At 65.2% G+C, this 26,844-nt stretch carries 24 protein-coding genes and 2 pseudogenes; 4 read left to right on the top strand and 22 right to left on the bottom strand.

Translation table 11 applies throughout. The annotated features are described in order from the left end of the window. Window positions 1–13: 13 nt before the first annotated feature. The 5 genes from ACRCUN_RS23200 to ACRCUN_RS23180 all read right to left on the bottom strand — a co-directional run bounded on the left by ACRCUN_RS23200 (window position 14) and on the right by ACRCUN_RS23180 (window position 4,396). Complete coding sequence (locus ACRCUN_RS23200; protein ID WP_462143967.1) at window positions 14–913, bottom strand: ABC transporter permease; 900 nt, start codon at window positions 911–913, stop codon at window positions 14–16. A gap of 14 nt (window positions 914–927) precedes the next feature. Further along, window positions 928–2,061, bottom strand: a complete 1,134-nt coding sequence (locus ACRCUN_RS23195; RefSeq protein WP_462143966.1) for an ABC transporter substrate-binding protein — start codon at window positions 2,059–2,061, stop codon at window positions 928–930. 10 nt (window positions 2,062–2,071) lie between these two features. Further along, the gene (locus tag ACRCUN_RS23190) at window positions 2,072–2,659 is read right to left on the bottom strand and encodes a type II toxin-antitoxin system RelB family anti-toxin (protein ID WP_462143965.1); all 588 of its coding nucleotides are present in this window, start codon (window positions 2,657–2,659) and stop codon (window positions 2,072–2,074) included. A gap of 258 nt (window positions 2,660–2,917) precedes the next feature. Further along, complete coding sequence (locus tag ACRCUN_RS23185) at window positions 2,918–4,078, bottom strand: FAD-dependent oxidoreductase (RefSeq protein ID WP_462143964.1); 1,161 nt, start codon at window positions 4,076–4,078, stop codon at window positions 2,918–2,920. A gap of 150 nt (window positions 4,079–4,228) precedes the next feature. Then, a complete protein-coding gene (locus ACRCUN_RS23180) occupies window positions 4,229–4,396 on the bottom strand; it encodes a hypothetical protein (RefSeq protein WP_462143963.1) in 168 nt (55 codons plus the stop codon). A 202-nt stretch (window positions 4,397–4,598) separates the two neighbouring features. Between ACRCUN_RS23180 and ACRCUN_RS23175 the strand changes: the two genes are divergently transcribed. After that, complete coding sequence (locus ACRCUN_RS23175) at window positions 4,599–6,110, top strand: serine hydrolase domain-containing protein (RefSeq protein ID WP_462143962.1); 1,512 nt, start codon at window positions 4,599–4,601, stop codon at window positions 6,108–6,110. A 6-nt stretch (window positions 6,111–6,116) separates the two neighbouring features. Here ACRCUN_RS23175 and ACRCUN_RS23170 read toward each other — a convergent pair whose 3' ends face one another. The 5 genes from ACRCUN_RS23170 to ACRCUN_RS23150 are packed head-to-tail and all read right to left on the bottom strand — an operon-like array spanning window position 6,117 to window position 10,960. Beyond that, window positions 6,117–7,481 (bottom strand): guanine deaminase, encoded by a 1,365-nt coding sequence (locus tag ACRCUN_RS23170; protein ID WP_462143961.1) that lies wholly within the window; start codon window positions 7,479–7,481, stop codon window positions 6,117–6,119. Window positions 7,482–7,500: 19 nt separating this feature from the next. After that, window positions 7,501–8,400 (bottom strand): factor-independent urate hydroxylase, encoded by a 900-nt coding sequence (gene pucL, locus ACRCUN_RS23165; RefSeq protein WP_462143960.1) that lies wholly within the window; start codon window positions 8,398–8,400, stop codon window positions 7,501–7,503. Between the two features lie 3 nt (window positions 8,401–8,403). After that, entirely contained in the window at window positions 8,404–8,487 is an 84-nt protein-coding gene (locus ACRCUN_RS23160; protein ID WP_462144050.1) for a hydroxyisourate hydrolase, read from the bottom strand. Window positions 8,488–8,540: 53 nt separating this feature from the next. Beyond that, window positions 8,541–9,050 carry a 2-oxo-4-hydroxy-4-carboxy-5-ureidoimidazoline decarboxylase gene (gene uraD / locus ACRCUN_RS23155; protein WP_462143959.1) on the bottom strand — a complete coding sequence of 170 codons (510 nt, stop codon included), beginning with the start codon at window positions 9,048–9,050 and terminating at the stop codon, window positions 8,541–8,543. Between the two features lie 5 nt (window positions 9,051–9,055). After that, the gene (locus ACRCUN_RS23150; RefSeq protein WP_462143958.1) at window positions 9,056–10,960 is read right to left on the bottom strand and encodes a PbuX/PucJ/PucK family nucleobase permease; all 1,905 of its coding nucleotides are present in this window, start codon (window positions 10,958–10,960) and stop codon (window positions 9,056–9,058) included. 121 nt (window positions 10,961–11,081) lie between these two features. On the opposite strand from ACRCUN_RS23150, the pseudogene ACRCUN_RS23145 reads away from it, so the two are divergent. Both ACRCUN_RS23145 and ACRCUN_RS23140 read left to right on the top strand, forming a co-directional pair. Next, window positions 11,082–11,476 (top strand): annotated as a pseudogene (locus ACRCUN_RS23145) (FAD binding domain-containing protein); the annotation flags it as partial. After that, a pseudogene (locus ACRCUN_RS23140) lies at window positions 11,462–13,113 on the top strand (xanthine dehydrogenase family protein molybdopterin-binding subunit); the annotation flags it as partial. The pseudogenes ACRCUN_RS23145 and ACRCUN_RS23140, both read left to right, overlap by 15 nt. A 74-nt stretch (window positions 13,114–13,187) precedes the next feature. Here the strand turns inward: ACRCUN_RS23140 and ACRCUN_RS23135 are convergent. Together ACRCUN_RS23135 and npdG are read right to left on the bottom strand one after the other, a co-directional pair. Further along, complete coding sequence (locus ACRCUN_RS23135) at window positions 13,188–14,510, bottom strand: MFS transporter (RefSeq protein WP_462143957.1); 1,323 nt, start codon at window positions 14,508–14,510, stop codon at window positions 13,188–13,190. A 199-nt stretch (window positions 14,511–14,709) separates the two neighbouring features. After that, window positions 14,710–15,411, bottom strand: coding sequence for an NADPH-dependent F420 reductase (gene npdG / locus ACRCUN_RS23130; RefSeq protein WP_462143956.1), 702 nt, complete (start codon window positions 15,409–15,411; stop codon window positions 14,710–14,712). Between the two features lie 179 nt (window positions 15,412–15,590). Between npdG and ACRCUN_RS23125 the strand changes: the two genes are divergently transcribed. Next, window positions 15,591–17,249, top strand: coding sequence for a PucR family transcriptional regulator (locus tag ACRCUN_RS23125; protein ID WP_462143955.1), 1,659 nt, complete (start codon window positions 15,591–15,593; stop codon window positions 17,247–17,249). A 38-nt stretch (window positions 17,250–17,287) separates the two neighbouring features. On the opposite strand, the gene ACRCUN_RS23120 is transcribed toward ACRCUN_RS23125, so the two are convergent. From ACRCUN_RS23120 to ACRCUN_RS23075, 10 genes are all read right to left on the bottom strand, one after another. After that, window positions 17,288–17,929 (bottom strand): SRPBCC family protein, encoded by a 642-nt coding sequence (locus ACRCUN_RS23120; RefSeq protein ID WP_462143954.1) that lies wholly within the window; start codon window positions 17,927–17,929, stop codon window positions 17,288–17,290. Then, a complete protein-coding gene (locus tag ACRCUN_RS23115) occupies window positions 17,926–20,313 on the bottom strand; it encodes a xanthine dehydrogenase family protein molybdopterin-binding subunit (protein ID WP_462143953.1) in 2,388 nt (795 codons plus the stop codon). Before ACRCUN_RS23115 ends, ACRCUN_RS23120 begins: the two co-directional genes overlap by 4 nt. Continuing rightward, a complete protein-coding gene (locus tag ACRCUN_RS23110; RefSeq protein ID WP_067848028.1) occupies window positions 20,310–20,804 on the bottom strand; it encodes a (2Fe-2S)-binding protein in 495 nt (164 codons plus the stop codon). Before ACRCUN_RS23110 ends, ACRCUN_RS23115 begins: the two co-directional genes overlap by 4 nt. Continuing rightward, the gene (locus ACRCUN_RS23105) at window positions 20,801–21,697 is read right to left on the bottom strand and encodes an FAD binding domain-containing protein (protein ID WP_462143952.1); all 897 of its coding nucleotides are present in this window, start codon (window positions 21,695–21,697) and stop codon (window positions 20,801–20,803) included. Before ACRCUN_RS23105 ends, ACRCUN_RS23110 begins: the two co-directional genes overlap by 4 nt. Then, complete coding sequence (locus ACRCUN_RS23100) at window positions 21,694–22,509, bottom strand: CoA-transferase subunit beta (RefSeq protein ID WP_409505252.1); 816 nt, start codon at window positions 22,507–22,509, stop codon at window positions 21,694–21,696. Before ACRCUN_RS23100 ends, ACRCUN_RS23105 begins: the two co-directional genes overlap by 4 nt. Then, the gene (locus tag ACRCUN_RS23095) at window positions 22,506–23,471 is read right to left on the bottom strand and encodes a CoA transferase subunit A (RefSeq protein ID WP_462143951.1); all 966 of its coding nucleotides are present in this window, start codon (window positions 23,469–23,471) and stop codon (window positions 22,506–22,508) included. The genes ACRCUN_RS23100 and ACRCUN_RS23095 overlap by 4 nt, the downstream gene beginning before the upstream one ends. Next, a complete protein-coding gene (locus ACRCUN_RS23090; RefSeq protein WP_084356568.1) occupies window positions 23,468–24,421 on the bottom strand; it encodes an LLM class flavin-dependent oxidoreductase in 954 nt (317 codons plus the stop codon). The genes ACRCUN_RS23095 and ACRCUN_RS23090 overlap by 4 nt, the downstream gene beginning before the upstream one ends. A 104-nt stretch (window positions 24,422–24,525) precedes the next feature. Next, window positions 24,526–25,401: a 5-oxoprolinase subunit C family protein gene (locus ACRCUN_RS23085; RefSeq protein WP_462143950.1), complete on the bottom strand. Its 876-nt coding sequence runs from the start codon at window positions 25,399–25,401 to the stop codon at window positions 24,526–24,528. Continuing rightward, complete coding sequence (locus tag ACRCUN_RS23080; protein ID WP_462143949.1) at window positions 25,401–26,036, bottom strand: 5-oxoprolinase subunit B family protein; 636 nt, start codon at window positions 26,034–26,036, stop codon at window positions 25,401–25,403. Before ACRCUN_RS23080 ends, ACRCUN_RS23085 begins: the two co-directional genes overlap by 1 nt. Further along, window positions 26,033–26,794 (bottom strand): LamB/YcsF family protein, encoded by a 762-nt coding sequence (locus ACRCUN_RS23075; RefSeq protein WP_067848038.1) that lies wholly within the window; start codon window positions 26,792–26,794, stop codon window positions 26,033–26,035. Before ACRCUN_RS23075 ends, ACRCUN_RS23080 begins: the two co-directional genes overlap by 4 nt. Window positions 26,795–26,844: the final 50 nt, after the last annotated feature.

Below are 26,844 nucleotides of genomic sequence, written 5' to 3'. Positions count from 1 at the left end.
TTCAATCGACTGTTCATGCGCGCAGCCCCTGCCGGTTCGCCCGGCGCAGGGCCAACGCGAGCACTGCGAGCACCAGGAACGTCAAGACCAGGAGCACCACACCCATCGCTCCGCCCTTGCCCCACTGCAACAGGCTGCTGACCTGTGCGTAGATCTGCTGGCTGATCAGCGAGTTGTCGGGTGAGCCCAACAACGCTGGGGTCACGTAGAAGCCGAGACTGCTGATGAACACCATCAGGCAACCCGCGCCGACGCCGGGAAGCGACAACGGCACCCACACCCGCAGGAACGAGACGACGGGCCGTGCCCCCAGGCTCGCCGAGGCCAAGATGAGCCTGCGATCGATGCCGGCCATCACCGCATACAGCGGTAACACCATGAACGGCAACAGGATCTGACTCATGCCGATCACCACGCCCAAGTTGGTGCGGATGAGATGCACATCTCCCAGGCCGATCGATGTCAGCACGGAGTGCACGGGGCCGTTGTCGGCCAACAGGATCACCCATGAAAACGTTCGAACCATGAGGCTGGTCCAGAACGGCACCAGCACGAGCATCGTCAGTAGCGCGCGCACCTTGGGCCCGAACGCCACCATCGCGTATGCGTACGGATAACCGAGAACCAAACAGACGACGGTCACGGTCAGCCCCGTCGTGAACGTCCTGGCGAGCACGTCGCGCTGCACGGGGTCGGTCAGGTACCACGCGAAATTGCCCAGTCCCAGTTCAGGTTCGCTGAGTGCCCGCCACAGCATGACGCCGAGTGGCACGACGAACACGCCGAGGACGAGAACCACAGCGGGGAGCAGCAATCCGACGGTACCGCTGCGTCGTCGTTTGGCACCGACGGGCAGCTCATCCGGCGCCTGGCGGGACGTACTCGGCCCCGACAATGCATCGATTACGGTCATAGAGTCGAATCCTGTTAGCCGGCAAGCCAGTCCGTGTATGCGGTGACGAGCTTGTCGTGGTTTTCAGCCCAATACGGCAGGTCGATCGGGAACTTGTCCTTCTCCCGCTCGGGTGTCGTGGTCAGATACGCCTTGGCGAGATCGTCGAGCTGAGGCTTGGAGTCGACGTTGACCGGGCTGTACGAAGTGAGTTCGGCGAGCTTCGCCTGCTGCTGGGCACCCAGGTAGAAGTTGATGAGCGCCATGGACGCCTTCGGGTTCTTGGCGTTCTTCGGCACCGCGATGGTGTCCGCCTCGGGCATCCACTGGTTCCACATCGGAGCGAACGGTGCGCCGTTCTTCACAGCCGCGTACGCACGGCCACTCCACAGCACGGCCATGTCGACCTGGCCCGACTCGACAAGCTGCTGGGCCTGCGCACCGGTGGTCCAGAACACGCTGTCGTCACGAATACTGGACATCTTGCGCAGCGCGCGATCGACGTCGAGCGGATACATCTGGTCGGGTGCGACGCCGTCGGCCAGCAAGGCGCCTTCGAACACGCCCGGATCGACTTCGCCGGAAATCCCTTGGACTGCCCGCTTTCCGGGGAATTTGGCCGTGTCGTAGAAATCGGCCCAGCTCTTCGGCGGGTTGTCACCGTACTTCTCGGTGTTGTAGATGACGATCAGGCCGTACTGCATGGCGGGCACCGAACAGTCGTCAGTCTTGGCGCCCGGCGGAATCTTGCTGACATCAACGATGCTCGTGTCGATCGGCACGAACAGTTCGCCGCAGTTGCGCGCGGTGAAAACGTTGGTCGAGTCGATGACGTCCCACGTGACGTTCCCGGACTCGACCTGACTCTTGATCTTCGAGTTGTCCGTCGGCCCGTCCTGAAGGATACGGGCGCCGGATTCCTGCGCGAAGGGATCGACCGCAGCCTTCATCTGGCCGTCTTGGTAGATGCCACCGTAAGAGACGAAGGTCAGCGTAACGCCCTTCAAGGCATCGGCTTTCACCGTTCCGGCTTGCGGCGGCCCACTGCCGAGATCGACGTCTGCGGAGCTGCCCGGGCCGGCCGGGGTGCATCCGGCGGCGATGGCCGTCGTGACGAACAGCGATGCGGCGGTCAGTGGCAGGTGTCGGCGTGGTGAGAATGCGGCCACGGATCACTCCTTATATTGTGGGCGGGCTGACGATCCAGAGCAGTTCGGCAGGCTCCGTGCTTTGGTTGTGAACGGTGTGCGGCACAGACGTCCGGTACTCGGCGCTGTCACCGGATTCCAGGTGATGCATCACGCCATCGAGCTCGAGCACGATGCTGCCGTTGATGACCAGCAGAATTTCCTGCGAGTCGTCGTGGACATAGGCCTCCCCGGCGGTACCTCCCGGGGCGAACTCAGCGACGTACACCTCGAGATTGCGCAACGGCTTCTGGGAGAGAAGGTATTTCGCGCTCGTATCCGAGACGTGGATCTCGGGCCGGTCCCGCTTGCGCAGAATCCGGGCCCCGTTTGCATGATGGTCGGTGAACAGATCCGGCAAGGTCACTCCAAGTTCCTCACACAACCGGCGCAGCGTGCCCACGCTGGCGTTGACCTGTCCGCGCTCCAACTGGCTGAGGAAGCCAGGAGACGTGGCGGCACGCGTGGCGAGGTCACGCAGGGTCAGCTTGCGCGCCAGGCGGAACTCCCGAATGCGGGCACCCAGGTCGGACTCTGCCGTAGCGGGCTTCGTGGCCGCGTCCGCGCTCTCAGATTGCATGGATATGGAACGTCCGTTCGTGTGAGTAGATCGCTGTTTCTGTCTCACTAAACAAGTTGTTCGTTGAACGTAGGGGATTGCTTGCTGTGACGCAACCCCTACGCTTGCGCTGGTTGTGACTGGGGTCTCACGGGCAGCCCGAAGTGCCCAGGTAAGGAATGCGCCGAACCGGCGAAAGGTCAGCGACTGACCGGCTGACATGTGGTGCGAAAAATGTACGTCACCACGCGAACGCGCGCGCGTCGAACGCGTACCGCGTCAGTGCCTACCGAGGGCGTGCGGGCCGGTACGCACAGGCAGCCCGCCTTCGAAGCGAGCCATCGACATCGCCGCCACGTCGGGATCAGCGGTTCGACCCTCGGCGAGATCGGCCAGCACCTCGCCCATGAGAGCCGAATACTTGAACCCCTCGCCGGAATCGCCACAGGCGAGTACGACGCCGTCTGGCAACGCGTCGATGACGAACTTGCCGTCAGGCGAATCGGTCCACGAACAGACATGTGCGCCAAGCACTGTGGGCTTCACCGACGTCAAATCCCGCTCGACGCGGTCTCTCAGCAGTGCCGTGCGCATGACATCCGGTGTCCGATCGAGGTCTGCGTCATCGTAGGGACGCAACGGTAGGTCGAGGCCGATCTTGTAGCCGATGCCGGGAGACGGCATGGCATAGATGCCCGGGGTGTCACCGTGCGGACCGTCGAAAAGGCACGGGTGATCGTCTGTCGCACCGGGGTTTTCCGGGTCACCGAAGTGCACGGTTTGTTCGAGGTAGGGATGCAGAGGTAGATCCACACCGATCGTTTCGAGCAATCGATGAGTTCCCGGGCCGGCCGCGACGATGACCACGTCGGCCTCCTCTGCGGTGTGATCGTCGAACTTCACGCGCACACCGCTGCCGCCTGTCTCGATGCCCGTGACCGTGCGACCGAACGACTCGATACCCCCGCCCGCGAGGAATAGCCGCTCCTGCGCCCGCAGCGATTCTTCGGCGAGAACGACCCCGGCCGCCGGCTGCCAGACCGCGCCTCTCCCATCCGGCCGCAGACCGGGAAAGAAGGTCGCGACGTCACCGTCGTCGACGACCGTGTGGTCGACGTCGAACCGCTCCATCATGGCGATCAGGTCCGGAAGGGATTCGTCGTCCCGCCACAGCAATCCACGCTTCAGGAACACCGTTGACTGCGACCGCTCGGCAAGACGTTCCATCGACTCGATGCCCCGCAACGCCATGCGCACCCGCACCGGATCGGGGTCGGCGATCCGCCACAGCCGAGTCGGGCCAGACGACGACGACTCCGCGTTGAGCGGCCCAAAACGGTCGACGAGCGTGACCCGATGGCCCCGCCTCACCAGCTCGGCGGCAGTGGGCAGCCCCCACGCTCCGGCACCGATCACCACACATTTCATCGCAGACCGCACACCGTGATAGTGCACTACGTCGGTTGGCGTCGGCAACGAGGGTGGTCGGTCATAATCCGAATCGCCTGTCTTGCAATCTTTTCAAGCTCTAGCACCAGCAAGCAAACGGAGGGGCACCCAATGCGGGTGCCCCTCCTTTTGTGTCGTGGGTCAGCGGCCGTTGCCGAACGTCGGCGTGATGTCACCAACCGTCGCCTGGCGCTGAATGTCATGCACCCACTGATGATGGGTCACATCGGCACCCGCCGGAGCGGCCAAGCCCACCAGGGCAGCAGCGAAGCCGGTGGCAATAGCGCCGGCAAAACCAAACTTCTTCATGGCAAAGCCCTTCTTCTCGGATTCGAGCCGTGGCAGATGTCGCGGTCCGGATGTTCTAGTCACCGGTTCGGGGGTTTCCTACCCGGTCTGACTGCCACAACAGCCCGCTCAACGCCCTTAATTCCACTGGCAGAAATTGACCGCCCGCTGGCAGAAACCGCAGATTGGGTGCGCCACCTTCGTGAGCCCGGCTACCGTTTAGGTGGTGACGGTGTCTCGATCACATGCTGCCCGGGTCTGCGCGGCTGCGACCGTCATTCTCACGCTCGCCGCCTGCGGACAGGGCACGCAGCCACAACCCGACCCCACGACGCCGGCGATGACCGCACCTGCCGCACCGGTGACGACGACACCGCCCGTCGTTCCGACGGGTGACTTCGCACCGGTCGGCCAGCTCATGAACGATGCGATTGCGGCACACCGGTTGCCAGGTGCGGTGGTTCAGGTCGGGCACTCCGGCAACATCGTCTTCCGCCGAGCCTTCGGCTCACGAAAGCTCGCCGGTGAACCAGGGTTGGACGGGTCGCCCTCCCCTGCCGAGCCGATGACCGAGGACACACTTTTCGACCTGGCGTCGTTGACGAAAAGCCTCACAACGGCCACCGCCATCATGCAGCTCTACGAGCAAGGCAAGGTACAGATCGACGAACCCGTGCAGACCTACCTCCCCGACTTCAATCCGCCCAACGACCCACGCCGCGCGCAGGTGACGCTGCGCATGTTGCTCACGCACACGTCGGGCATCGCGGGAGATCTCAGTCTCGACGGGCCCTGGGGACTGGACAAAGCCGACAAGGCCGACGGGATTCGCCGTGCACTCGGCGCGTGGGTGGTGTTCGGTCCGGGTGAACTCTTCCACTACTCCGACATCAACTTCATCATCCTCGGCGCACTGATCGAGAAGATCACCGGCGAGCCGTTGGAAGATTACATACGGCACAACGTCTTTGAGTCCCTCGGCATGAACGACACCTACTATCTGCCCGCGGCCAAAGCATGTGGCCCATACCAGATCCGGGGAACCGCGATCGCTCTCGATCCAGGCGCGCCCGAAGTTGACGAGTGCCCGCCGGGCACTTGGAATACCAAGCTTCTGACGCGCGTCGCGCCCACGGCAGTGGACGGGGACACTCCGGGCCTCAACCCCGATTTCGGTCACCTGTTGCGCGGCACTGTCCATGACCCGACGGCACGGCGCATGGGCGGAGTAGCAGGAAGCGCGGGGGTGTTCTCGACGGTGCACGACGTCGGTCTGTTCGCGCAAGCTCTGCTCGATCGCCTCGCCGGCCGACCGAGTGCGTTCCCGCTGACGCGCTCGACGCTGGAACTGATGACCACGCCGCAGCAACCCGGACACACCGCCGCGCAACTGGATGCCGCGAACAACGCCGCCCGCGAAGCCATCGAAACCTCGGCCAACACAACCGATCCCCTGCTTGCCCCGCACTATCCCGCAATCGCCGGACAAGACCTTCGCGGCTTCGGCTGGGACATCGACACCGCACATTCCCGGCCACGTGGTCTGATCTTCCCGATCGGCAGCTTCGGGCATACCGGATTCACCGGAGTGACGCTGTGGATCGACCCGGGATCGAACACCTACGTTGTTGTCCTCGCGAACGTGATCCACCAACGTGGCGGCCCACCGATCGCGGGGCTGAGCGGCGAAATCGCGACCTTGACGGCACGGGCCTTGCATCTGTACGGGACGTAGCCAACCTCAACCGAGCTTGCGGCCCTTGATGTACACCTGCACAACAGCGTCGTCTCTCATGCCCATCAGCAGTGTGAACAGCAGTCGGTCACGGTCGCCGTCCTCGATCTGGGCCAATGTTTCGGCCAGCAGTTCCTGGCGGTGGGGGTCGACCACCACGAAGTCGGCTTCCTTGCCTGCGTCGAGGTTGCCGATCCGCGCTTCCAGGTCGAGCGCACGCGCACCGGCGAGCGTCGCGGTGAACAACAGTTCGGCCGGATGCAGCGCAACCGAGTGGTCTCCCGGCTCGGACATGTGCACTTTGAAGCAGTCGTTGAGCACGCGGGGCATCAGCCACTCGTCGCCGGCGCTCACATCGGTGCCCAGCGACACGTTCACCCGACTGCGCACCGTGGAGCGCCACGGCATGACGCCGCTGCCGAGGAACAGCTGGGAGGTTGGACAGTGCGCGATCGACGTCGCGGTGTCGGCCATGCGGGCCAATTCGTCGGTGGTGCAGTGCACCGCGTGTGCCAGCACGCTGCGTGGGCCCAGCAGCGTCTTGCCCGCCGGTGTCGAGCCTCCACCGAATCTGCCGTCGTAGGTGTCCAGATAGGTTTGCACACCGTAGGTTTCGTGTACCGCCGCCACCTCGTCGACGTTCTCGTTGAGGTGAGTGTGGAAGTACACGCCCCGATCGCGGACCGAATCGTAGACCTCGCCGAGCGCGTGGAGGGTCTGCGCCGTCACCGACAGGGCGAACCGCGGCACCACCGCGGCGTGCACGAGTGCAGTCGCCGGATCGCCGGTGTCGGCACCGTGCCACCGGTCGATTTCGGCCACCACCAACGAGATCGCTGTCTTCTCGTCGGTGAGCAACGGCCCGGCCGACGGCGGTCCCACGGTCTGGATGCCACGGCCCGATATGGTGCGCAACCCGGTCCGGATCGACTCGGTGAACAGAGCATCCTGAGCGTGGGGAAAAGCAGATCCGAACACCAGTGCCGTCGTCGTACCGACGCTGATTCGGCGGCTGCAGAAGTCTCGCGCCGCCTGCTGTGCGTAGGCGGGGTCGGCCAGTTTGGCTTCGGCTGGAAATACGCAGCGCACCAACCAATCCAGGAGCCGGCCGCCGCCGTAGGCGTCGGTGCAGTAAGTCTGCGGGAAGTGTATGTGCGTGTCGACGAACCCGGGTAGCAGGAAGGCGGGCCGGAAATCTACAGTTTCGGCGCCATCGCCGGGCCGGTCTGCGTAGGCGCCGCTGTAGGTGATGCGTCCGGTGCCGTCGACCACCACCACGCCGTCGGGCTCGCTGACCAGGCAATCGCGTACGTCGGCCAGCTCAGGATTGCCGCCGATGTGCATCAGGTGCCCGCGATACGCCCGCGTCATCCCGTTCACCCGGTATTGGTCACGCCAGCCAGCCCTGCTGCAGATCCCAGGCCGGACCGGGTGGCGGGGCGTCGTCGCGCGTGACGGTGGCCTGGATGAGCCCGTATGGGCGGTCGTCGGCGTGGAACACCTCGTTGTTGTTCTGCAGCCCGAACGGTGTCAGGTCGTAGACGAAGTGGTGTTTGTTGGGCGCCGACAACCGCACTTCGGCGATCTCGGGATAGCTTTCCAGCACAGCCTTCCCCATGTGAAAGAGGGTTTGCTGCAGTGCCAGCGACTGCACGACGGCGAATTGTTCGGTGAGCCGGGCCTTGACGCCGTCATACAGTTCGTCCCAGGCGACATCGGTTGTTGTGAAACGCCATTGCGCTATCAGCGAAGTCGCCATGACTCGGTCGTGGGTGGGTTCGAGGACTGTGTACTCGTCGGTGAGGAAGCCGGCGAACTCCGAGCCGGTCGACTTCAGGATGACCAGATCTTTCAGTCCGCCGATCACCCATTCGCCGTCACCGTCGACGGTCACCGCTGCGGTGCGCGTCTCCTGCCCCCGGCGGATCCAGGTGTGGTCGTGCTCGGAGCCGTTGACAACCACTCGCTGCCAGGCGTATTCGTCAATCTCGATACGGGCGGCATCGACGGGTTCGACGTCATTCACGAAGTGGCGGGCCAGCGCCAGGCCGTAGTCCTCGACGGTCGATATACCGGGTTGTTTGGCATAGGCGTACACAGTTTGTTTCTGTGTGTCGGTGGGTAGCACCCGGGATTGATCGCCGGTGAGGTGGGCGGCGCTGAAATCGCCGCGCAGACAGGTCGATACGTTGAGGTCGTGGATCTCGTGGCGGGGGCTGTCGCGGTAGATCCGCACCACGCGGTTTTCCGCCTTACCGTACTGGTGTTTGCCCAGGATGATGTTAGACATGATTCAGCTCCCTCGGTACGTCGAATAGGCGAAGGGCGCCAACAACAGTGGCACGTGATATCTGTCTGAGGTGCCGGTGACAGACACGGCGACCACGACTTCCGGGTAGAGGGCGTCGAGAACGTGGGTGCTGATGTGGGTCACGTCGCCTCGTCGGTCAACAGACGTTGTAAACGGAGTCGGTTGATCTTGGCCAGCTCGCTGCGCATCACCCGGCGTTCGGTCTCAGGATCGTTGCACAGCCGCTCGGTCAGGATGGCGAGAAGTTCCTCCGCGGAGCGCCCGCTGGCGCATACCAGGTACACGTAACCGAATTTGTCCTCGTAGGCACGGTTTTTCGTCGCCAGTTCGGCGCGGACTGCGTCGTCGGCCTCGGCCACCCCGGCCTGTTCACGCGCCGACGACGCGTTGTCGACCCGGCCACCGATACGGGGATGGCCGTCGAGCGCGGCGTCGATTTCGGCGTCGGGCAGTTCGGCGAGGACCCGATCGGCTCGGTCCAGCAGCGCATCGACATTCCGGAACGGCGTACCCGCCAGCACGCGTCGCGCCCAGATCGGCGACGTGCACACCTCGAACAGCATATGCATGCGTTGCCGGTCGCTGAGTTGGTTGAATCCGGCGATGCCGAGCGCACGGTGGGTGGGCATGCCCGTCAGCGTAGATCGGCGAGGCGGCCGAACCGTGCCGCCGCGATCGGGTTGGCGTCGGCAACCAGGTCACCGAACCGGTAGTTGACGATCTTGGCGATCTCGATCAGCGCGAACGCCTTCTCCGCACCCGGAGAGTTGTCCATCCGCGCCCACCCGTTCTGCAGGACACGGTCGAAGTGCTCAGTCTCGCGGGCGCAGATGATCAGCGGGAATCCGAAATGTTCGCGGTAGGCGGTGGCCAGTGCGACGACGTCGTTGTGGTCATCCTCATCGAGATTGGACAGCGCAACGTGGTCGACGGCCAGCGCCCGGCCCGTCTCGTCTTCTGCGCCGAGGTCGGGAAACGCCCCGATCAATTGCAGTTGTTGTTCGGAGGAGCCGGTGAGCAGGGCGTCTTGGAAGGCTTCTCGCAGCGCGTTGGTGTCGGCGAACGGCCGGCGCTCGAATACCCGGTCGAGCACCCACTCCACGTTCTGCACCACACCGCCGAATACCTCGGTGAAACGGTGCTCGGTCATGGTGTTGACTTCATCGAGGGTTATCGTGCCGCCGCCGGCCACCGGGGCGCCGCGCCCACCGAGGTGGAAGAACACGACGTTGAGCAGGATCGCGGCGATTGCGCCGATGCTGATGCCGCTGCCGAACAGCAGATCGATGCCGGCCGGCAGCGCTTGGGCCACATCGGGATACGACGTCACCCACAGCGCCAGCGCCAGGCTGGTGGTGACGATGATGAGGTTGCGGTGGTCGGTGAAATCCACCTTGCCCAGCGTCTGGATACCGACGACCGCTACCGTCGCGAACAGCGTCAGCGCCGCCCCGCCCAACACGGGTTGGGGTATCGAGGACACCACTGCGGCGACCTTGGGCAGAAAGCCCAGCAGGATCATGATCGCGCCGGCGGCGGCCACCACCCAGCGGCTCTTGACCCCCGTCAGCCGCACCAGGCCGACGTTCTCCGAAAACGCGGTGTAGGGAAAGGAATTGAAGATACCGCCGATCGCGGTGGCCAGACCGTCGGCGCGCAGCACATTGCCGATGTCGGACGCTTTGATGCGCTTGCCGACGATTTCACCCGTGGCATAGGTACTTCCGGTGGACTCCACGGCGGTGATCATCAGCACGATGATCATCGTCAGACAGGCAACGATGTCGAATTTGGGCAATCCGAACAGGAACGGCTGGGTGAACCCCACCGCCGATGCCTGTCTGACATCGTCGAAGTTCATGTCCCCCAGGACGAATGCCACCACGCAGCCGGCGATCAGGCCGAGCAGCACGGCGATCGTCGCCAGGAATCCACGAAACACCCGCTGGATCGCGACGATGACGGCAATGGTGCCCAGCGCGTACAGCAGCCACCGCAGGTTGCCAGGATCCACCTCACCGGTGTGCGGGTTGGTGACGGCGTCGTGCGCACCGACCGGAACCAGGCAGAGCCCGATGATGGTGATCAGCGTTCCTGTGACCACGGGTGGGAAGAAGCGCAGCAACCTTATGAAGACCGGGGCGATCAGGAAGGTGAAGATCCCGGCGACGATCACGGCGCCGTAGACGTAGAGCAGGCTCGCCGAGCCCCCGCCGTGGGCTAACCCGATGGCGATGATCGGTGACACCCCGGCGAACGTCACGCCCTGCAACAACGGCAGTCGCACGCCGATCTTCCAGAACCCGACCGCCTGGATGATCGATGCGATACCGCAGGTGAACAGGTCGGCCGTGATCAGCTTGACGAGGTCTTCGGTAGGTAGGTCGATGGCGTTGGCGATGAGGATCGGCACCAGCACGGCGCCCGCGTAGAAGGCCACGACGTGTTGGAAGCCGTAGGTGGCGAGCTTGGGAACCGGTGGCACCTCGTCGACCGGATGCACACGCTTCTTGCGCTTCTGGGTGATCGGTCCCGCCATCGTCCAAGGATGGGACAGTTTGTGGCAGTTCGCACGCCGAGTTGCGGGACTGGTCGCAGTACCGCTTGGCGAGTTCGCTGTTCACGCTGCACGGTACGGTCGCATTGATTACCGTCCGGGGATGGACCTCAACACCGTCGAGGTGGTCGACCGACCGACCCGTCGCGACGAGTTGTGGCCGCTCGCAACGGGTGACGCCATACTGGCCGGCGGCACCTGGCTGTTCTCTGAACCCCAGCCGCATTTACGTCGGCTGATCGACATCACCGGGCTCGGTTGGACTCCGATCACATTGCACGACAGCGGAATCGATCTGTCCGCGACATGCACCGTGGCCGAGGTGTCGCGGCTTCGGACAGCCTGAGCGCCCATCGGCCGGACTGGGCGGCCGCGCCGTTGTTACGTCAGTGTTGCACTGCGTTGCTCGCGTCGTTCAAGATCTGGCACCACGCCACGTTCGGTGGAAACATCTACCTTTCGTTGCCGGCGGGGGCGATGATCTCGCTGGCCGTCGCACACACCGTCGTGCGCGGCCGTTACCACACCCAACGGGTACAGCACGCGCACTTGGAAACCCACGGCTGTACCGGATGGCGCGACGACGACGGGCGGCTGGTCATTCGCACCAGCACTCAGGTGCCGTTCCTGGTCCGCGACGAACTGTGCCGCATCTTCGGCCTCGAACGCGACGCCGTACACGTGCTCGCCACATGTGTCGGCGGTGGCTTCGGCGGCAAACAGGAGATGCTGACCGAAGACCTCGTCGGGCTTGCGGTGCTGCGACTCGGCCTACCGGTGCGCTACGAATTCAGCAGGTCCGACGAGTCCACGGTCGCACCGTGCCGTCACCCATTCCGAGTGGACGTGACCGCGGCGGCCGATGACGCCGGCACACTGACCGCGTTGGCGATCGACGTACTGGTCGATGCGGGCGCGTACGGCAATCACAGTCCTGGCGTCATGTTCACGGCTGCGCCGAGTCGATCTCGGTGTACCGCTGCCCGAACAAGCGCGTCGACGCCCAAGCGGTCTACACCAACAACCTGCCTTCCGGTGCGTTCCGCGGATACGGCCTGGGACAGGTCATCTTCGCAGTCGAATCCGCACTGGACGAGCTCGCGCAGCACATGGGCATCGACCCCTTCGACCTGCGCCGCCGCACTGTGGTCAAGCCCGGCGACGTTCTGGTAGACGCGCATGTATCCGACGATCTGATCTTCGGCAGCTACGGCTTGGACCAATGCCTCGATCTGGCCCAGACTGCGTTTGCCGCCGGCAATGAGGTCTGCGCACCAGTCGGCTGGCAGGTCGGCGAGGGTATGGCCATCGCCATGATCGCCACCATTCCGCCACGCGGGCACTTCGCCGAAGCCGCTTTGTCGTTGCGCGCTGACGGGCGGTACGAGTTGTCAGTCGGCACTGCAGAATCCGGCAATGGGACCACCACGGTGCACCAACAGCTCGTCGCCACCGTGATGAACTCCACCACCGACCGGATCAGCATCCGGCAATCCGACACCGACGTATGTGGTTATGACACCGGAGCATTCAGTTCCGCGGGCATCGTCGTGGCCGGCCGCGCGGTGCTGGCTGCCTGCGAAGCGCTGCGCGCCGAGATCACGTATGCGGCCGCCGAACTCACCGGAACCGACCCAAAAAAGTGCGTGGTGGGCCCACACGGTGTGCAGTGCGCTACCCGATTCGTCACGTTCGCCGAGCTTGCACTGCCGATGACCGCAACCGGCCACCACGACGGCACACCCCGCTCGGTGGCGTTCAACGTTCACGCCTTCCGCGTGGCCATCAACCCCGAACAATGCCGAGGCCAGGTGGAAGGTGGTGTGGCTCAAGCTATCGGCTCAGCACTGTACGAGCAGATGCACATCGGGGCCGACGGCACGGTCCTCACTCGAACGCTCCGCAACTACCACATCCCCCAATTGGCTGATGTACCGCGCACCGAGGTCTACTTCGCCGACACGTACGACGAACTGGGCCCGCTCGGGGCCAAGTCGATGAGTGAATCGCCGTACAACCCGGTAGCCGCGGCACTCGCGAACGCGATCGCGCGCGCCTGCCGAATCCGCCCTCGGGAATTGCCGATGACACCCGCAAGAATCTGGCGCGCATTGCACTGCGCCGACCGTGCCTGAGATACAGGTGCGGGGGATCTGACTGCCATGCATTCCATTTCAACCAACCGTCGGTAGCTTCGACCGTCCGTGGTTCACTTGCTGTGCGTCACTGCCGCTTCGCCCGCGGGAGTGGCGGGCCTCGGGGTCTCGTCCGACTCCTCGTCCTCGAACGCGGTGAGCCAGATCGTTGCAGCGACTGACAGTGCTGCGGCCACTGCGATGTAACCGGCAAAGGCGAGCACAGTTCCCGTGGAGGCGATCAGTGCAGCTGCCGCCAGCGGGGTGAGACCGCTACCGAAGATGGAGCCGAGCTGGTAGCCCATGGAGATTCCCGAGTATCCGACCCGGCTGTCGTAGATGCTGGCGAAAAAGGCCGCCATGGTTCCGTAAGTCGCGGCGTACGGGGTGAAGATCAGCAAGTAGCCCAGCAGTGCGAGGGCGAAACTGCCGGTATCCAGTAGCAGAACCCACGGAACGCCCATGAGACCCATGCCGATGTTCCCGATCAAGAACACCTTCTTGATGCCCACGCGGTCGGCCAGATGAGCGAAAGTTGGAATCAGGATCAGCGTGACGACTTGGCACAGCAGGATCAGCAACAGCATCTGGCTGTAACTGAAGTCGAGGGTGGTTGTTCCGTAGCTGAGGCTGTAGACCGCGGCACCGTAGATCACGACGCCATGCACAAGGTAGGCACCGGCCATCAGAATCACTTGCTTGCGGTATTGGCGCAGCACGCTCATCAACGGGCTGGCTTCCTTCTCGTTACGCCGTTCCAGCCGCTTGAACTCGGGGCTCTCTTCGACGCGGAGACGAATGACGAGACCCACGATGACCAGTGCAAAACTCGCCAGGAACGGGATGCGCCAGCCCCACGCGACAAGTTGTTCCTCCGACATCATGCCCGTGGTGATCAGGAAGACGCCGTTGGCGATGATCTGGCCGGCCGGCGATCCCGCCTGAACCCAGCTTCCATACAGCCCACGTCGGTGCTTAGGGGCATGTTCGACGGTCATGAGAACGGCCCCGCCGTATTCACCGCCGACCGAAAGTCCTTGCACGAAACGGAGACACACGAGGAGCAACGGAGCCATGACCCCGATCGACTCGTACGTAGGCAGCAAGCCGATCGCGCCGGTCGCCGTGCCCATGACGACGAGCGTCATGACAAGCATGGGCCGGCGTCCGACACGGTCGCCGAAATGGCCGACGATGAGCCCGCCGAGCGGCCTGGCAACGAAGGCGACGCCGAAGGTCGCGAACGACAGCAGGGTGCCGACCAGCGGGTCATGGGAGGGAAAGAACACGTGGCGAAAGATCAGCGCGCTGGCCGTGCCGTAGATGAAGAAGTCGTACCATTCGATCGTCGTGCCGACGAAACTGCCGAGCGTGGCCTTCTTTGCGGGCGTGAGCATCGGGGAGCCTTTCTGCCGCCCTCAAACCTGAGGGGAATACGTGACCGGAGCTGAGGCGTGAGATCAATCACGCTAGGGGCGACGACCTCGGAATCACACGGCCCGAGGAGACAAGTTCGACGGGAGATCTTTGGCAGTCGATGACACCTCCCGGGAAGACGTACCGACACCCAAAGAGCGTGGCCGAGATTCGTCGGCTTCAAGCCAGGGCGGCCTGCTGCTCGGTGCTCGTGCCAAGGTGCGTGACCTGAATGCCGGCGTGGGTCTTGTGCCGGATGTTGATCCCAATCAGGACGGGCGTGAGCCCCTCAAGAAGACGGCTCATCTCGAGCGATCCCGCGTCGACGACACGCAGTCCCGCGATACGCTCCAACGCCGCGGCAGCCACCTGCTTGGCCTCCGGCTCGCCGCAGATCAGCGTGTCCTGATCGAGGGGGCGGGCAAGGTTGCGCAACGCGGCCGCGCTTATCGTGTGCAGACCCGACGCGAGCGCAACCTGGTCATCGATCGCCGAACGGGCCTGTTGGGCAGCGGAACCGTGCCAGGGGTCGATCAGATGTGTAGGCCGTCCGCCCACGGCGGTGGCGAGTGGAACCGTCGTGTCGAGCAACACCTGACCAGGACGCCACTGGTCGGCGACGCTTCTGAGTGTCGCGACGTGGCTGGCGAACGGTACCGCCGCAACGACCAGTCGATCGGTTCGCGCCACTGCTTCGCCGTTCCGGCACCCGATGAACTTGCCGCCGCCGACGCGCTCGTGGGCCAGCTCAGCAGCACGCTGGGCGCGGTCAGCATCGCGAGAGCCGAGGCAGACTGTGTACCCCGCGACGCCGAGTCGTAGCGCAAGGCCTAACCCCAGATTTCCTGTGCCACCCAGGATGGACACCGTCTCGCTGACCACATCATGAGTTGCTGCGGGAGATTTCGAACTTGGTGCCACGGTGCTCCTCCTCATCGGATCCGCCCACAGCCGGCCGGCCCGGGTACGGAAACCATAAAAACTCGGGACCCGAGTGACCCATGGCTACTAATGCCAAAGATCACCGCAATAGTTGTCGGTCAGCGCTACGCTTGCCGCCTATGAACGCGCCAGATGCCGCGGCTCCGAGGTCGAACGAAACTCTCACTCTCGGTGAGTTGCTCGCCGACGAAGTACTCGCCGGCGCCGAGTTGATCGCGGGGCATTCCGGGTTGGACCGGGCGATCAGCGCCGTGAACGTGATGACGGTTCCCGATATCGGCAGGTGGGTTCGGCAGGACGAGTTCCTGCTCGCCACCGGCTATCCGCTTCCGCGTGACGACGAGGATCAGGGCAAGCTGTTGACCGACCTGCACCAGCTGGGTCTGGCAGGCATCGGCATAAAACTCGACCGCTACATGCCCGAACTTGGACAGGGAATGATCCACGTCGCCGACTGTCTCGGCCTACCCCTCGTCGTCATCCCGGAACGCATCCGCTTCGACGACATCCTGAGCAGGGCGTTCGCCATCATCGTCAACCGCCAAGCCTCGGCATTGGCGAAGGCACAAGAGATCCACCATTCCTTTCTCGCGATCACCCTGTCCGGTGGAGGTCTCGCTGAGTTGGCGAACAGCTTGTCCGGTCTGCTCGGGGAAGCGAGTGTCGTGATCACTGATCATCAGGGCACCGTTCTGGCGCTGGCGGGGGATGAAGCCCCCCTGGTGGATCTGCGCTTCCTGAAGACGACGTCAGCCGACTTGTTACGACTGGGCTTGACCGGTCTGCACACCGACAAGCGCACCGGCAAGCGGTGGGCGTCGCGCGAGATTCGCGCCGGGCGACTCCACCACGGCTTCGTGGTTGCCGTTGAGGCGGAGCGATCGTTCGGCGAATTCACCTTGGTGGCAGTCGGACAGGCAGCGATCGTGGCTGCATTGGAGATCACGCGTGACCTCGCGGTGGGAGCAGTCGAGCGCCGCTTCTCGTCCAACGCCCTGTTCGAACTGATCTCGGGCAGCGAATCCGAATCTGATGAATACGCCTCGTTGGGCTCTGGCTTCGGATGGGACCTCGAACGCGACATCGTCGTCCTGGTGGGCCGAAGGGAGGGCACCACTGACGAATCTCGGGCAAATAAACGCCTGTCTCGTCTGGCAGACGATCGCGCCATCGAATTCTGGACCTCCGCGGTACGCAGCAGAGACCGATTGGCGGCCGCTGCGGGCCTTGGCTCCGAACTGGTCGCTGTCATCGGCGCCGACCAGGACGCGATCACCGTCGCACGCGCCATCCAAGACGAGGTCGCGCACTTTACACATGGTCAGTACGCAATCGGGGTCAGCCGCAATTACGTTGGGCCGGCGGGTGTCTCGATCGCATACCAGGAGGCGCGCACAGCCCTGCGGCTCGGACCGCGCGTTTCGGGGGCCGGCGCGGTCACGGCCTACGGTGAGTTGGGCCTGTTCCGCTTGCTCGCGCAGGTCAGTGACGATGACCTACGGGCATTCGCTGAGGAAAAACTCGGACCTGTCCTTCGCATGAGCGAACCCGAACGGTCAGAGATGTTCCAGACCTTGGAGACGCTCATCGAACACAACATGAATATGGCCGAGGCAGCACGGCATCTCCACTACCACTACAACACGCTGCGGTACCGGCTCGCGAAACTCGAACGGCTCCTCGGTCCGTTCAGCACCAGCACGCCGGTGGCAATCCAAATCGGAGTGGCATTGCAGATCAACGAGATGCAGAAGATTCTGGCGAATCGGTCGAAATGATGGACCGGGCGTTCGGTCGTTCGTGAACGCCCGCTGAGTCAGTTCGGGCGTACGCGGGCACTGAGCCGCTCCAGGAAGTCGGCGAGACGTTCCCGCGTCACAGCCCAGATGAGCGGCAGCACTTTGATTTCGCCGCCGCCGTGCTTGGCGGCTGCGGGTGACGTGGGTGCGGCCACCGACGTCGCGGTCGCGGTGTGTTTCGGGCCGGCAGCGGTCGATACCGGCGCCGTCCGGTCCGGTTGCTCGATACGGCTGCCCAGCTCACCGGCGAAATCGACGAACATCTGGTTGGACACGTCGCGAATTCCACGGCCCAGCGATGCGATTCGGCCGGTGAGGTCGATATCCGAGACGACATCGATGCGGCTGCCCGCCTCGGCCGCTTCGACTTGCAGCGCGACATGGGCCACGACCGAACCGGATCCGCGTTTGTCGCGGCCGGACGCGTCGAGCACGATCCTTCGCGCGGCGGGGTCACGCTCGATAACCGATGCGCGTCCCGCGTAGTTCATCTTCAGGGGCCCGATGGCCACGCGCAGCACGCCCTCGTATCTGTCGTCGCCCAGATCGTCGATGAGTTCAGCGCCCGGCATGCACTCGACGACGCCGGGAGTGTCCTGAAGGAATGCCCACACCTCGTCGGGCGGGGCGCCGACCTCGGTCCGATGCTGAAGTTTCATGCGCTCTTTCCCCTTTCGAGGTCCCGCTCGTCGAGCAGCGCGAGGACCCGTTCCGCGGTGATCGGTAGTTGGGTGGGCCGGATGCCGACGGCCGCCTCGACGGCGCTGGCGATGGTGGCCGCCGGCGGTCCGATCGGAGGTTCTCCGATACCTCGCGCGTTGAGCGGTCCACGGCCCTCGCCACTTTCGATGATCGCCACCCGAATATCGGGCAGATCCATCGCTGTCGGGATCAGGTAGTCGGCGAACAGTGACGACAGCGGGTGGCCGGCATCGGTCACGCAGTCTTCGGTGAGCGCATAGCCGATACCTTGCGCGGCTCCGCCGATGATCTGACCTTCGACCCGGGTCGGGTTGATCGCTCGTCCGACATCGTGACAGGCGGCGTACTTGAGCAATCGAACGTCACCGGTTTCCAGATCGACTTCCACCTCGGCCGCGTGGGTGCCGAATGTGTAGTCGGGGTAGGTGTGTCCCTGGCCCTTCTGCGGATCGAAACCACCGGATCGGGCCCGCCAGGTGTTGAGGACGGCGGTGTCGACGCGTGCTTCGTTGGCGGCGCGTACCAGTTCCGGCAGGCTCAGGCCAGTTGCTCCGTCTTCGGTGCGCACCATGCCGTCGACCCACACCAGGGCGTCTTCGGGAACGCCGAGTTCCTTTGCGGCGACTGGAGTCAACTGGTCGCGCAGCTTGCGGGCGGCCCGCAGGATCGCATTGCCCGACATGTACAGCTGGCGGGTGGCGTAGGTGCCACCGGCGGGCGGAGTCAGCGCCGTATCGCCGATGTAGACGCTGATGTCGGACAGCGCGACACCGAGGATCTCCGAGGCTATCTGGCACAGGCTCGCCGCCTGTCCGGCACCGAGATCGGTGACGCCGCTGCGGATCAGCAAGGTGCCGTCGGCCTGCAGCGTCACCCACGCGGCGGCATGATCTCGGAACCAGATGGAGCGGCCGTACGGCTGCATGCCGCATGCGAAGCCCTGCCCGACGACTTTGTTGGGTCCGCTGGGACTGCTTGGCGCACCAAGCATTTCGAGCGCGGCGTCCCGGGTCTCGCGAACCGCGACGGCCGTTGTGATCGGTTCGCCGCCGGCCAGGAGATCGCCTTTCTCGATGTAGTTTCGGTCGCGGATCTCCTCGCGGCTGAGCCCCAGCTCGGCCGCGAGGGCGTCCATCTGCGATTCGTAGCCGAGGGTCACCTGCATGGCGCCGAATCCGCGGAAAGCGCTGGTGGGTACGTTGTTGGTGAAAACGGCCCGCGATCGGATGCGAACCGCGGGGACCTTGTACGGGCCGGGCGACAGGGCCGCGCCGGCGAACAGCACGCGGGCGCTCAGGCACGGATAGGCGCCCGCATCGCCGATGATGTCGGCGTCGACCGCGAGAATCTTTCCGTCCTTCGTGGCCGCGGTGCGGTAGTGCATGGTGAACGGATGGCGTTTGGTGCTGGCCAGGATCGACTCCTGGCGCGACCAGATCATCCGCACCGGCCTGCGGGTCCGCCAGACCAGCAGGGCGATGTAGGGCTCGACGGTCATGTCCTCTTTGCCGCCGAAGCCGCCGCCCATGTACGAGGCGATCACGCGGACCTGGCTCTGGGGCAGCCCGAGGATCGCCGCGATCTCGACCGCATGCTCGATGACCTGTGTCGAGATACGCAGGGTGACAACGTCGTTCTCGATCCACCCGACGCCCGCCTCGGTTTCGAGGTACGCGTGCTCGACGTGCTGGCTGCGGTAGGTGTGGTCGACGACGACGTCGGCCGCGGCAAACGCCGCATCGACGTCGCCGCGGTCCAGGTGCCAGTTGACCAGGACGTTGCCTTCGTCGTGCACGAGTGGTGCACCGTCGGCCAGTGCGTCTTCGGGGCGGTAGACGCCAGGCAGCGGTTCGTATTCGACCTCCACGAGGTCGGCAGCCTCGGCTGCGGTCTCCGGATCCGTGGCGGCCACCACCGCGACCGGCTCTCCGACGTACCGGACCCGATCGCGCGCGAGTACGGGCTGCTCGACGGTCAGTTCACCGAGTCCGCCGCTGGCATGCTCGACGACGGCGTTGTGCGGCACGTCGGCAGCGGTGAGCACCGCCACCACCCCTTCGAGCCGCTCGGCGGCCGAGGTGTCGATTCTGACGATCTTCGCGGGTGCGACATCCGACCGCACGACCTTGCCATGGATCATGCCGGGAAGGTTCCAGTCCGCGGCGTACAGCAGCGTGCCGCGAACCTTGTTGACGAAGTCGTGGTGGGCGGGCGACTGTCCAACGACCCGGAAGTCGCGCTCGCGGGGCTCCGGGCCCGAGTCGGCGTCCGGGTCGAATTCGGCTGGGGCGCTGGGCGGTTCGGTCGTGTCCGGCGTGGTTCCCGGTTCTACGGTCGTCACTGGGCGCCTCCCCTCTCTACTGCCGGTGCGTGCAGGTAGTCCTCGACCGCATCGACGATGGCCTGGTAGCCGGTGCAGCGGCACAGATTGCCGACCAGCTCGTGGCGGATTTCCTCACGCGATGCGTCCGGATTGCGTTCGGCCAAGGTGGCCGCGGTCAGCAACATGCCCGGGGTGCAGAACCCGCACTGCGAGGCCCCGCGCTCCAAGAAGCACTTCTGCAGCGGATGCGGTTCGTCCTGGGGATCCGACCATCCCCGCAACGTGACGATGTCGTGGCCCTCCGCCTGGACCGCATAGACACAGCACGCGCTGACCGGATCGCCGTCCATCAGCACCGTGCAGGTGCCGCAGACACCTTCGGCACAGCCGTACCGCACGTCGGGCATACCGAGGTCGTCGTGCAGGACGTCGAGCAGGGTTCGGTCGTTGCGCACCCACACCTCGTGGTCGCGGTCGTTCACGCGGAGCACCACTTGCGTACGGATCATGCTGTGCGGCCCTCCTCTGCGAGCACCTGTTCCAAGAGCCTGCGGGTGTGCACGGCGACGAGCCGGCGTCGGTAGTCGGCCGTGGCATGTAGATCGGTGTCCGGGTCGAGCGAGGCCGCGATCGCGTCGGCACTCTCGCGGGCCCGGTCCGGGTTGCCGGGGTCCGACAGCGCCGGTGCGAGGTATTCCCGGTCGACCAGCAACGGCCGGACCGCGACGCCGCCCAGCACCACGCGGACGTCGGTGGCGGCGCGTGCCATGACCGTGACGCTGACGGTCGCGAAATCCGAATAGCGACGGACGACTTCGTGAAAACCCCAGCGGCTGCCGCCCCCGACCGGGATGCGCCCGCCGACGATCACCTCGTTCGGTTCCATCGCGGTGGTCAGGTAGGTGATGAAGAACTCGTCAGCCGGGATGGTGCGCGTGCCCGTCGGCCCCTGCACGACGATCTCACCCCCCATGGCGATTGTGACCGCGGCGATCTCCCCGGTCGGATCCGCGTGGGCGAGTGTGCCGCCGAACGTGCCCCGGTTGCGGACCCGGACATTGCCCACGAACTGCACGGCGTGCGCGAGCAGTGGCGCATGCGTGCGCACGACGTCGGAGGTCGTCAGCTCGCGGTGACGGGTGTTGGCGTCGATCACCATGTGCCCACCGTCGATCCGGGGTGCGGCGGCCGGGATGGGGTTGACGTCGATGAGCGCGCCAGGCGCGGCAAGGCGCAGGTTCAGCATCGGGATCAGGCTCTGCCCGCCGGCCAGGATCTTGGCCTCGCCGCCCCAGAGGTCGAGCAGTTCGATTGCGTCGGACCATGATTCGGCCCGCTGGTATTCGAAGCAGCTCGCCGGGGTGCGCCCGGCCGTTGTCGGCATCGTCTCCTGCACTGTCATCGGCCCGCCTCCCCACCGTTGACGAGGTGACGCAGCAGCGTGAGTTCGGCATCGTCTACCGGCGGCAGCTCGTCGATCTCGTCGTGGACGAGCAACTCGAAACCCGTTGCGGCGCGCACTTGCTCGAGCGTGACGCCGGCCTGCAGGCCGCGTACCCTCATGCGGCGGGAATCCGGCTCGAAGTCGAGAAGCGCCAGGTCGGTGACCACCCAGCGCGGCCCGCCGTACAGCAATCCGCTGTCGCGCCTGCTGGTGCCACCGGCCAGGAAGCCCGGGCTGGTGACGAAGTCGACCTTCTCGACGAAGCGGCGTGGCTCGTGTTGGGTCACGACCACGACCTGGTTGCACATCGATGCGATGTCGTTGGCACCGCCGGGACCGGGCAGCCGCACTGACGGGTTCTCGGGGTCACCGACGATGCTGGTGTTGACGTTGCCGAACCGGTCGACCTGTGCGACGCCGATGAAACCGTAGTCGAAGAATCCGCGCTGAGCCATCAGGAAGATGTCCGTCGCGGTCGTGAGCATCTGGGCGCCGACCGCGGCGCGGACCTCGTTGGTGGACGCAGGCAGTTCGCCGGCCAGCAGCTCGATGCCGATCATGCCGCCTTCAAGGAGCACCGTGAGGTGGGGTGCCTGGCGCCGCTTGGCGATCGCCGCGGCGACGAGCGGCTGGCCGATCCCGGCGAACAGCACCTTGCCGTCCTCGAGCAACCGGCTGGCGGCGATGGTCATGATCTCGTCGGGCCGGGCGTCGGGGTGCTGTTCGGCTCGCAGTTCGCCGGTCGCCGGGCGGGTCAAGGAGTCGGTCATCGGGGCAGCATCTCCTCAGCGGTGCGTCGTGCGGCCGCGAGCCGATCTGGGTCGATCGAGGCCAGATACGCGTCGTGGTCGGCGTGGGCGGTCAGTGCCTCGACGTAAGCCCGGGCACCCTCGATGCCGCGGCTCTTCACAGCTTGCATATACGCGGTGAATTCGTCGAGGTCGGCCTCGTAGTGCCCGTAGCACTCATGCGGATAGGCACCCATCGGCTGATGCACGACCGCGTCGACAGCGAACCCGGGAATCACCGTGCGGCCGGGGTCGCAACGGAACTCGTCGGTCGCGACGATCTCCTCGGCGGTGATGATGACCCGGCGTGCGGCCAGTGCCAGATCTGCGTCCATCAGTTGATAGCCGTCGATCTGGGCGTTGCCCGCCGCGTCGGCGCGCTGGACGTGGATCAGCGCCACATCGGGGTTCAGGCTGGGCACCGCGTTGAGAACCTGCCCGGTGTAGGGGCAGTCGACCTTCGCGAGGCCGAGCCGTACGTCGATGTCGGAGCCCAGCATGCTCAGGGTGGGCAGATACGGCACACCCATGGCTCCGGCCTTGTAGCGCAACCCGATACCGAGATGGCTCCATTCCTCGAAGACCTGGCGACCCTGCTCGACGAGGTTACGCACGACCGGCGCGAGGCCCCACCCGTGGCCGATACCGACCCAGCTGGTCATTATCCGCTCGGCGGTGCCTGTGGCCAGCATGAGTTCGGCCTCGAAGCACGACAGCGGGCGGGTCATCGTCAGGCCTGAACGTCCCTGGCGGAGTATCTCGATCAGCAGCGCCATGGGGGTGCGAGCATGGTTGGTGCCGCCGACACCGATCACCGCATCGTTGGTGACCAGCCGCCGCACGGCATCGGATGCCGTGGTGACCTTGTCATCGCTTGTGCGCGTGAGCCCTTCGAGTTCGAGGCGCGCCTCCACGGCCCCTGGCGTCATCAGACGGCCGCTCATGCCGCACCCACCAGACTGCCCAGGAGCGGGCGCACCTCGGCGGCGAATCGCTCGACCTGCTCCGGGTCGTAGGCATGGGGTACAAGGCAGATCTCCCGCACACCGGCGTCCAGATGGGCGGCGATCTGTTCGGCGCAGTCCTCGGGGGTTCCGCAGATCGCGCTGTCGGGCGTGGCATTGCTCCACTCCGGGGTGTCGAAGTATGAGGCCAGCCACGGCCCGGTCAGCGCCTGCGCCTGTTCTTTCGACGAGCCGATGCAGATCGGCAACTGGTTGAGCGAGTGCAGCTGGTCGGGATCTCGGCCGGCCTGTTCGGCGAACCGCGAAATCTTGGCCCACGATTCGGCGAATGCCTCTGCGGTGTAGAAGTAGGTCAGCCAGCCGTCGCCGAGGGTGGCGACCCGCTTCAGCACGCGGTCGACATAGCCGCCGATGAGAACCTGGGGACGCGGTTTGGGCAGTGGCAGCATCTTGACCCGGCGAAACGACAGGTCGTCCCAGGTGCCCGTCACCTCGTCTTGGGTCCACAGGTTCATGCAGACTTCGAGATTGCGCTCGAAGATCTTGCCGCGATTCTTGAACGGCGTTCCGGTGGCATCGAATTCGCGCTCATACCAGCCGGCCGCCATGCCGAGCCGCAGCCGGCCGTCGGACACCGCTTGAATGGTCGCGGCGGTCTTGGCCAACAGCGCCGGATCCCGGATCGGCAGCACCAGCACGCCTGTGCCCAGCGTGATGGTGGTCGTGTGACTTGCCAGCACCGCAAGCGTCGTGAGCGCTTCCAACTGGGGAAAGGGCTGGCGGCTACCGAGGAACAGATGATCCCAGGCCCACAGTGAGGTGAATCCGAGTTGTTCGGCGCGCCGTGCCGTACTGAGCAACTCGTTGATCTGAGGGGTTTTGTCGGCCGAGGTGAAATTCTCTATGGCCAACCCGAAGGTCGCGGGCAAGGCATCGTCCTCTCTGTTGCGGATGAGGGCTGTGAGGCGCCACGTTATGCCAATCCGCTGCCCTGTTCCATGTCAGAGCTAGCCAACCAGTCGAGCCATATTTGTCACCGATTGCCATTCAATTGCGCGCGGAATGGCATGAACCGAATACGCGTCCCCGGGACGGCTTGGGCGGCGAGGTCCACACCCGCCCGCGGAACGACGCCAAGCACCGGATAACCGCCGGTTACCGGCCGATCCGCCAGGAACAATGTCGGCCGGCCCTTGGTCGGCACTTGCAGTGCGCCGAGCACCACACCCTCGCTGGCGAGTTCTCCGCTTCGGCATCTGGGAATGTCGGGACCGTCGAGGCGGATGCCGACGCGATCGGCGTCGGCGGTGACGGTGAATTCATGGTCGGCAAGCCGGGTCACGTCACAGAACCAGTCGTCACGCGGGCCGAGCATGAGCGGAAGTTTCATCGAACGCATATCCATCGCCGGCAGCGGCGCCGAATCCGTTGCGGGCCAGTCATCCTCAGCACCTCCGATGCGCAAGGCATCGCCTGCCCGCAGCGGCGGGGTGCCGAGTTTGGCCATGGTGTCCCACGACATCGATCCCAGCACGCACCGGCCGACGAGCCCCCCGCGCACGGCGACGTACGTGCGAAGCCCTTCGGTGGCCGGTCCGAGCGTGATGGTGTCCCCGGCGCGCGCCGCGAATGCGGCGTTCGGCCCGTGCCGCCGATTACCGCAGGCAACGTCGACATGAGCGCCCGTCACCGCGATCAACACGGGCGCGTCGACGGTGAACGCCATGCGCCCCAGCGTGACCTCGATGCAGGCCGCGCCTGGCCGATTCCCGACAAGGCGGTTCGCGAGGTCGTGGGAGGTGCGGTCCGCTGCCCCCGACTGTCCCACGCCGAGGTGGGCGAAACCGCTTCGCCCGCGGTCCTGCAGCAGCGCCTGCACGCCGACGGATGTGACGGTGAGCCGGCTCATCAGCCCACGTCGCGGAACTGCACGGTCGCACCGGGACGCAGCACTGCGGGCGGCTCGGCGGCGGTGTCCCAAAGAACCGCATCGGTGTGCCCCAACAGTTGCCACCCACCGGGCGACACCCGGGGATAGACCGACGAGAACGCGCCGGCGATCGCGACCGCGCCTGCCGGCACCCTGATACGTGCCTCGCCACGGCGCGGTACCCGCAAACGCGCGTCACCGCCGACCAGGTAGGAGAATCCGGGCGCGAAGCCACAGAACGCCACGCGCCACGGCGTGCCGGTGTGCGCTTCCACCACCTCGGCGACGGTGAGCCCGGTGAGACGGGACACCTCGGCGAGATCCTCACCGTCATAACGCACTTCGATGACGTGATGCCCTCGGTCATCAGGCAGTTCGGGGCTGGGTCGCAGATTTTCCAGCGCCGCCCGCAGCGCGGTGGTGTTCGTCGACTCGGGGTCGAGTGTCACGAGCAGCGTGGTCAGGCCCGGGACGACCTCTCGCACGCCCGGCAGGTCGGCCTGTCGAACGGCTGCCGCCCACCGATGAACCATCCGGTTGTCGTCGAGGTCGAGCAGCCAGGCCTCCTCACCGCACGGCCGCAATCGGGGCACGGGCACCGAACCGGCTGTCACCGAATGGGATACAGCTCGACACCCGCGGCCTCCAGTGCGGCGCGGGTCTTGCGCGCGATGTCGACAGCACCGGGAGTGTCGCAGTGCACGAGCAGCGCGTCGGCGGTCACCTTGACCTCGCTGCCGTCGTTGGCGGTCAGGTGCCCCTCGGTGACCATCTGCACGGCGCGCGCCGCGGCAGCGTCGGCATCGGTCAACAGTGCATTCGGCTCGCTGCGGGACTGAAGCAACCCCTCTGGCGTATAGGCGCGGTCTACGAACGCTTCCGCGACCATCCGGAGTCCGGCGTCCGTACCGAGCCGCCACACCTCGGTGTCCACGGCGGCGAGAAGCGGTAGGTCCCTGTTGAATTCGAGCGTCGCGTCGACGAGGGCCTGCGCATGCTCGGTGTTCTTGGTGGCGACGTTCCAGAGGGCACCGTGGGCCCGTACGTAGTCGACCTTGCCGCCGGCCAATCGGGCGAAGACTTCCAACGCGCCCATCTGGTACAGCAGATCGTCACGCAACTCCGGACCCGGGACAGCGATGTAGCGACGACCGAAGCCGTGGAGGTCGCGGTAGCTCACCTGCGCACCGATCGCGACGTTGTTCTTGACCGAGATCGCACAGGTGCGTCGCATGATGCCCGGATCACCGCCGTGAAATCCGCACGCGATGTTGGCGCTCGTGACGATCTCGAGCAATGCATCGTCGTCGCCGAGGCTCCATCGGCCCAGCCCCTCACCGATGTCGGTTGTCAACGCTACTCGTGGCGCCATGGGCTCCTCCTGCCTGCTTCGACTCGATCGTCTCGGTCCGAGTATTCCCG

This window comes from Mycobacterium venezuelense (assembly GCF_054919535.1).
Note: the sequence above shows the minus strand (reverse complement) of the source record. Positions and strands in the feature narration are given on the sequence as shown.

Bases quoted from the DNA above. Each gene is read 5' to 3' on its own strand.
- ACRCUN_RS23180 (WP_462143963.1), bottom strand. From the start codon at position 4,396: ATGAAGAAGTTTGGTTTTGCCGGCGCTATTGCCACCGGCTTCGCTGCT.
- ACRCUN_RS23190 (WP_462143965.1), bottom strand. From the start codon at position 2,659: ATGCAATCTGAGAGCGCGGACGCGGCCACGAAGCCCGCTACGGCAGAG.
- ACRCUN_RS23135 (WP_462143957.1), bottom strand. From the start codon at position 14,510: ATGCTCACGCCCGCAAAGAAGGCCACGCTCGGCAGTTTCGTCGGCACG.
- ACRCUN_RS23105 (WP_462143952.1), bottom strand. From the start codon at position 21,697: ATGACAGTGCAGGAGACGATGCCGACAACGGCCGGGCGCACCCCGGCG.
- uraD (WP_462143959.1), bottom strand. From the start codon at position 9,050: ATGCCCACCCACCGTGCGCTCGGCATCGCCGGATTCAACCAACTCAGC.
- ACRCUN_RS23170 (WP_462143961.1), bottom strand. From the start codon at position 7,481: ATGACGCGGGCGTATCGCGGGCACCTGATGCACATCGGCGGCAATCCT.
- ACRCUN_RS23120 (WP_462143954.1), bottom strand. From the start codon at position 17,929: ATGAAACTTCAGCATCGGACCGAGGTCGGCGCCCCGCCCGACGAGGTG.
- ACRCUN_RS23125 (WP_462143955.1), top strand. From the start codon at position 15,591: ATGAACGCGCCAGATGCCGCGGCTCCGAGGTCGAACGAAACTCTCACT.
- ACRCUN_RS23075 (WP_067848038.1), bottom strand. From the start codon at position 26,794: ATGGCGCCACGAGTAGCGTTGACAACCGACATCGGTGAGGGGCTGGGC.
- ACRCUN_RS23085 (WP_462143950.1), bottom strand. From the start codon at position 25,401: ATGAGCCGGCTCACCGTCACATCCGTCGGCGTGCAGGCGCTGCTGCAG.
- pucL (WP_462143960.1), bottom strand. From the start codon at position 8,400: ATGTCTAACATCATCCTGGGCAAACACCAGTACGGTAAGGCGGAAAAC.
- ACRCUN_RS23200 (WP_462143967.1), bottom strand. From the start codon at position 913: ATGACCGTAATCGATGCATTGTCGGGGCCGAGTACGTCCCGCCAGGCG.
- ACRCUN_RS23095 (WP_462143951.1), bottom strand. From the start codon at position 23,471: ATGAGCGGCCGTCTGATGACGCCAGGGGCCGTGGAGGCGCGCCTCGAA.
- ACRCUN_RS23100 (WP_409505252.1), bottom strand. From the start codon at position 22,509: ATGACCGACTCCTTGACCCGCCCGGCGACCGGCGAACTGCGAGCCGAA.
- ACRCUN_RS23110 (WP_067848028.1), bottom strand. From the start codon at position 20,804: ATGATCCGTACGCAAGTGGTGCTCCGCGTGAACGACCGCGACCACGAG.
- ACRCUN_RS23150 (WP_462143958.1), bottom strand. From the start codon at position 10,960: ATGGCGGGACCGATCACCCAGAAGCGCAAGAAGCGTGTGCATCCGGTC.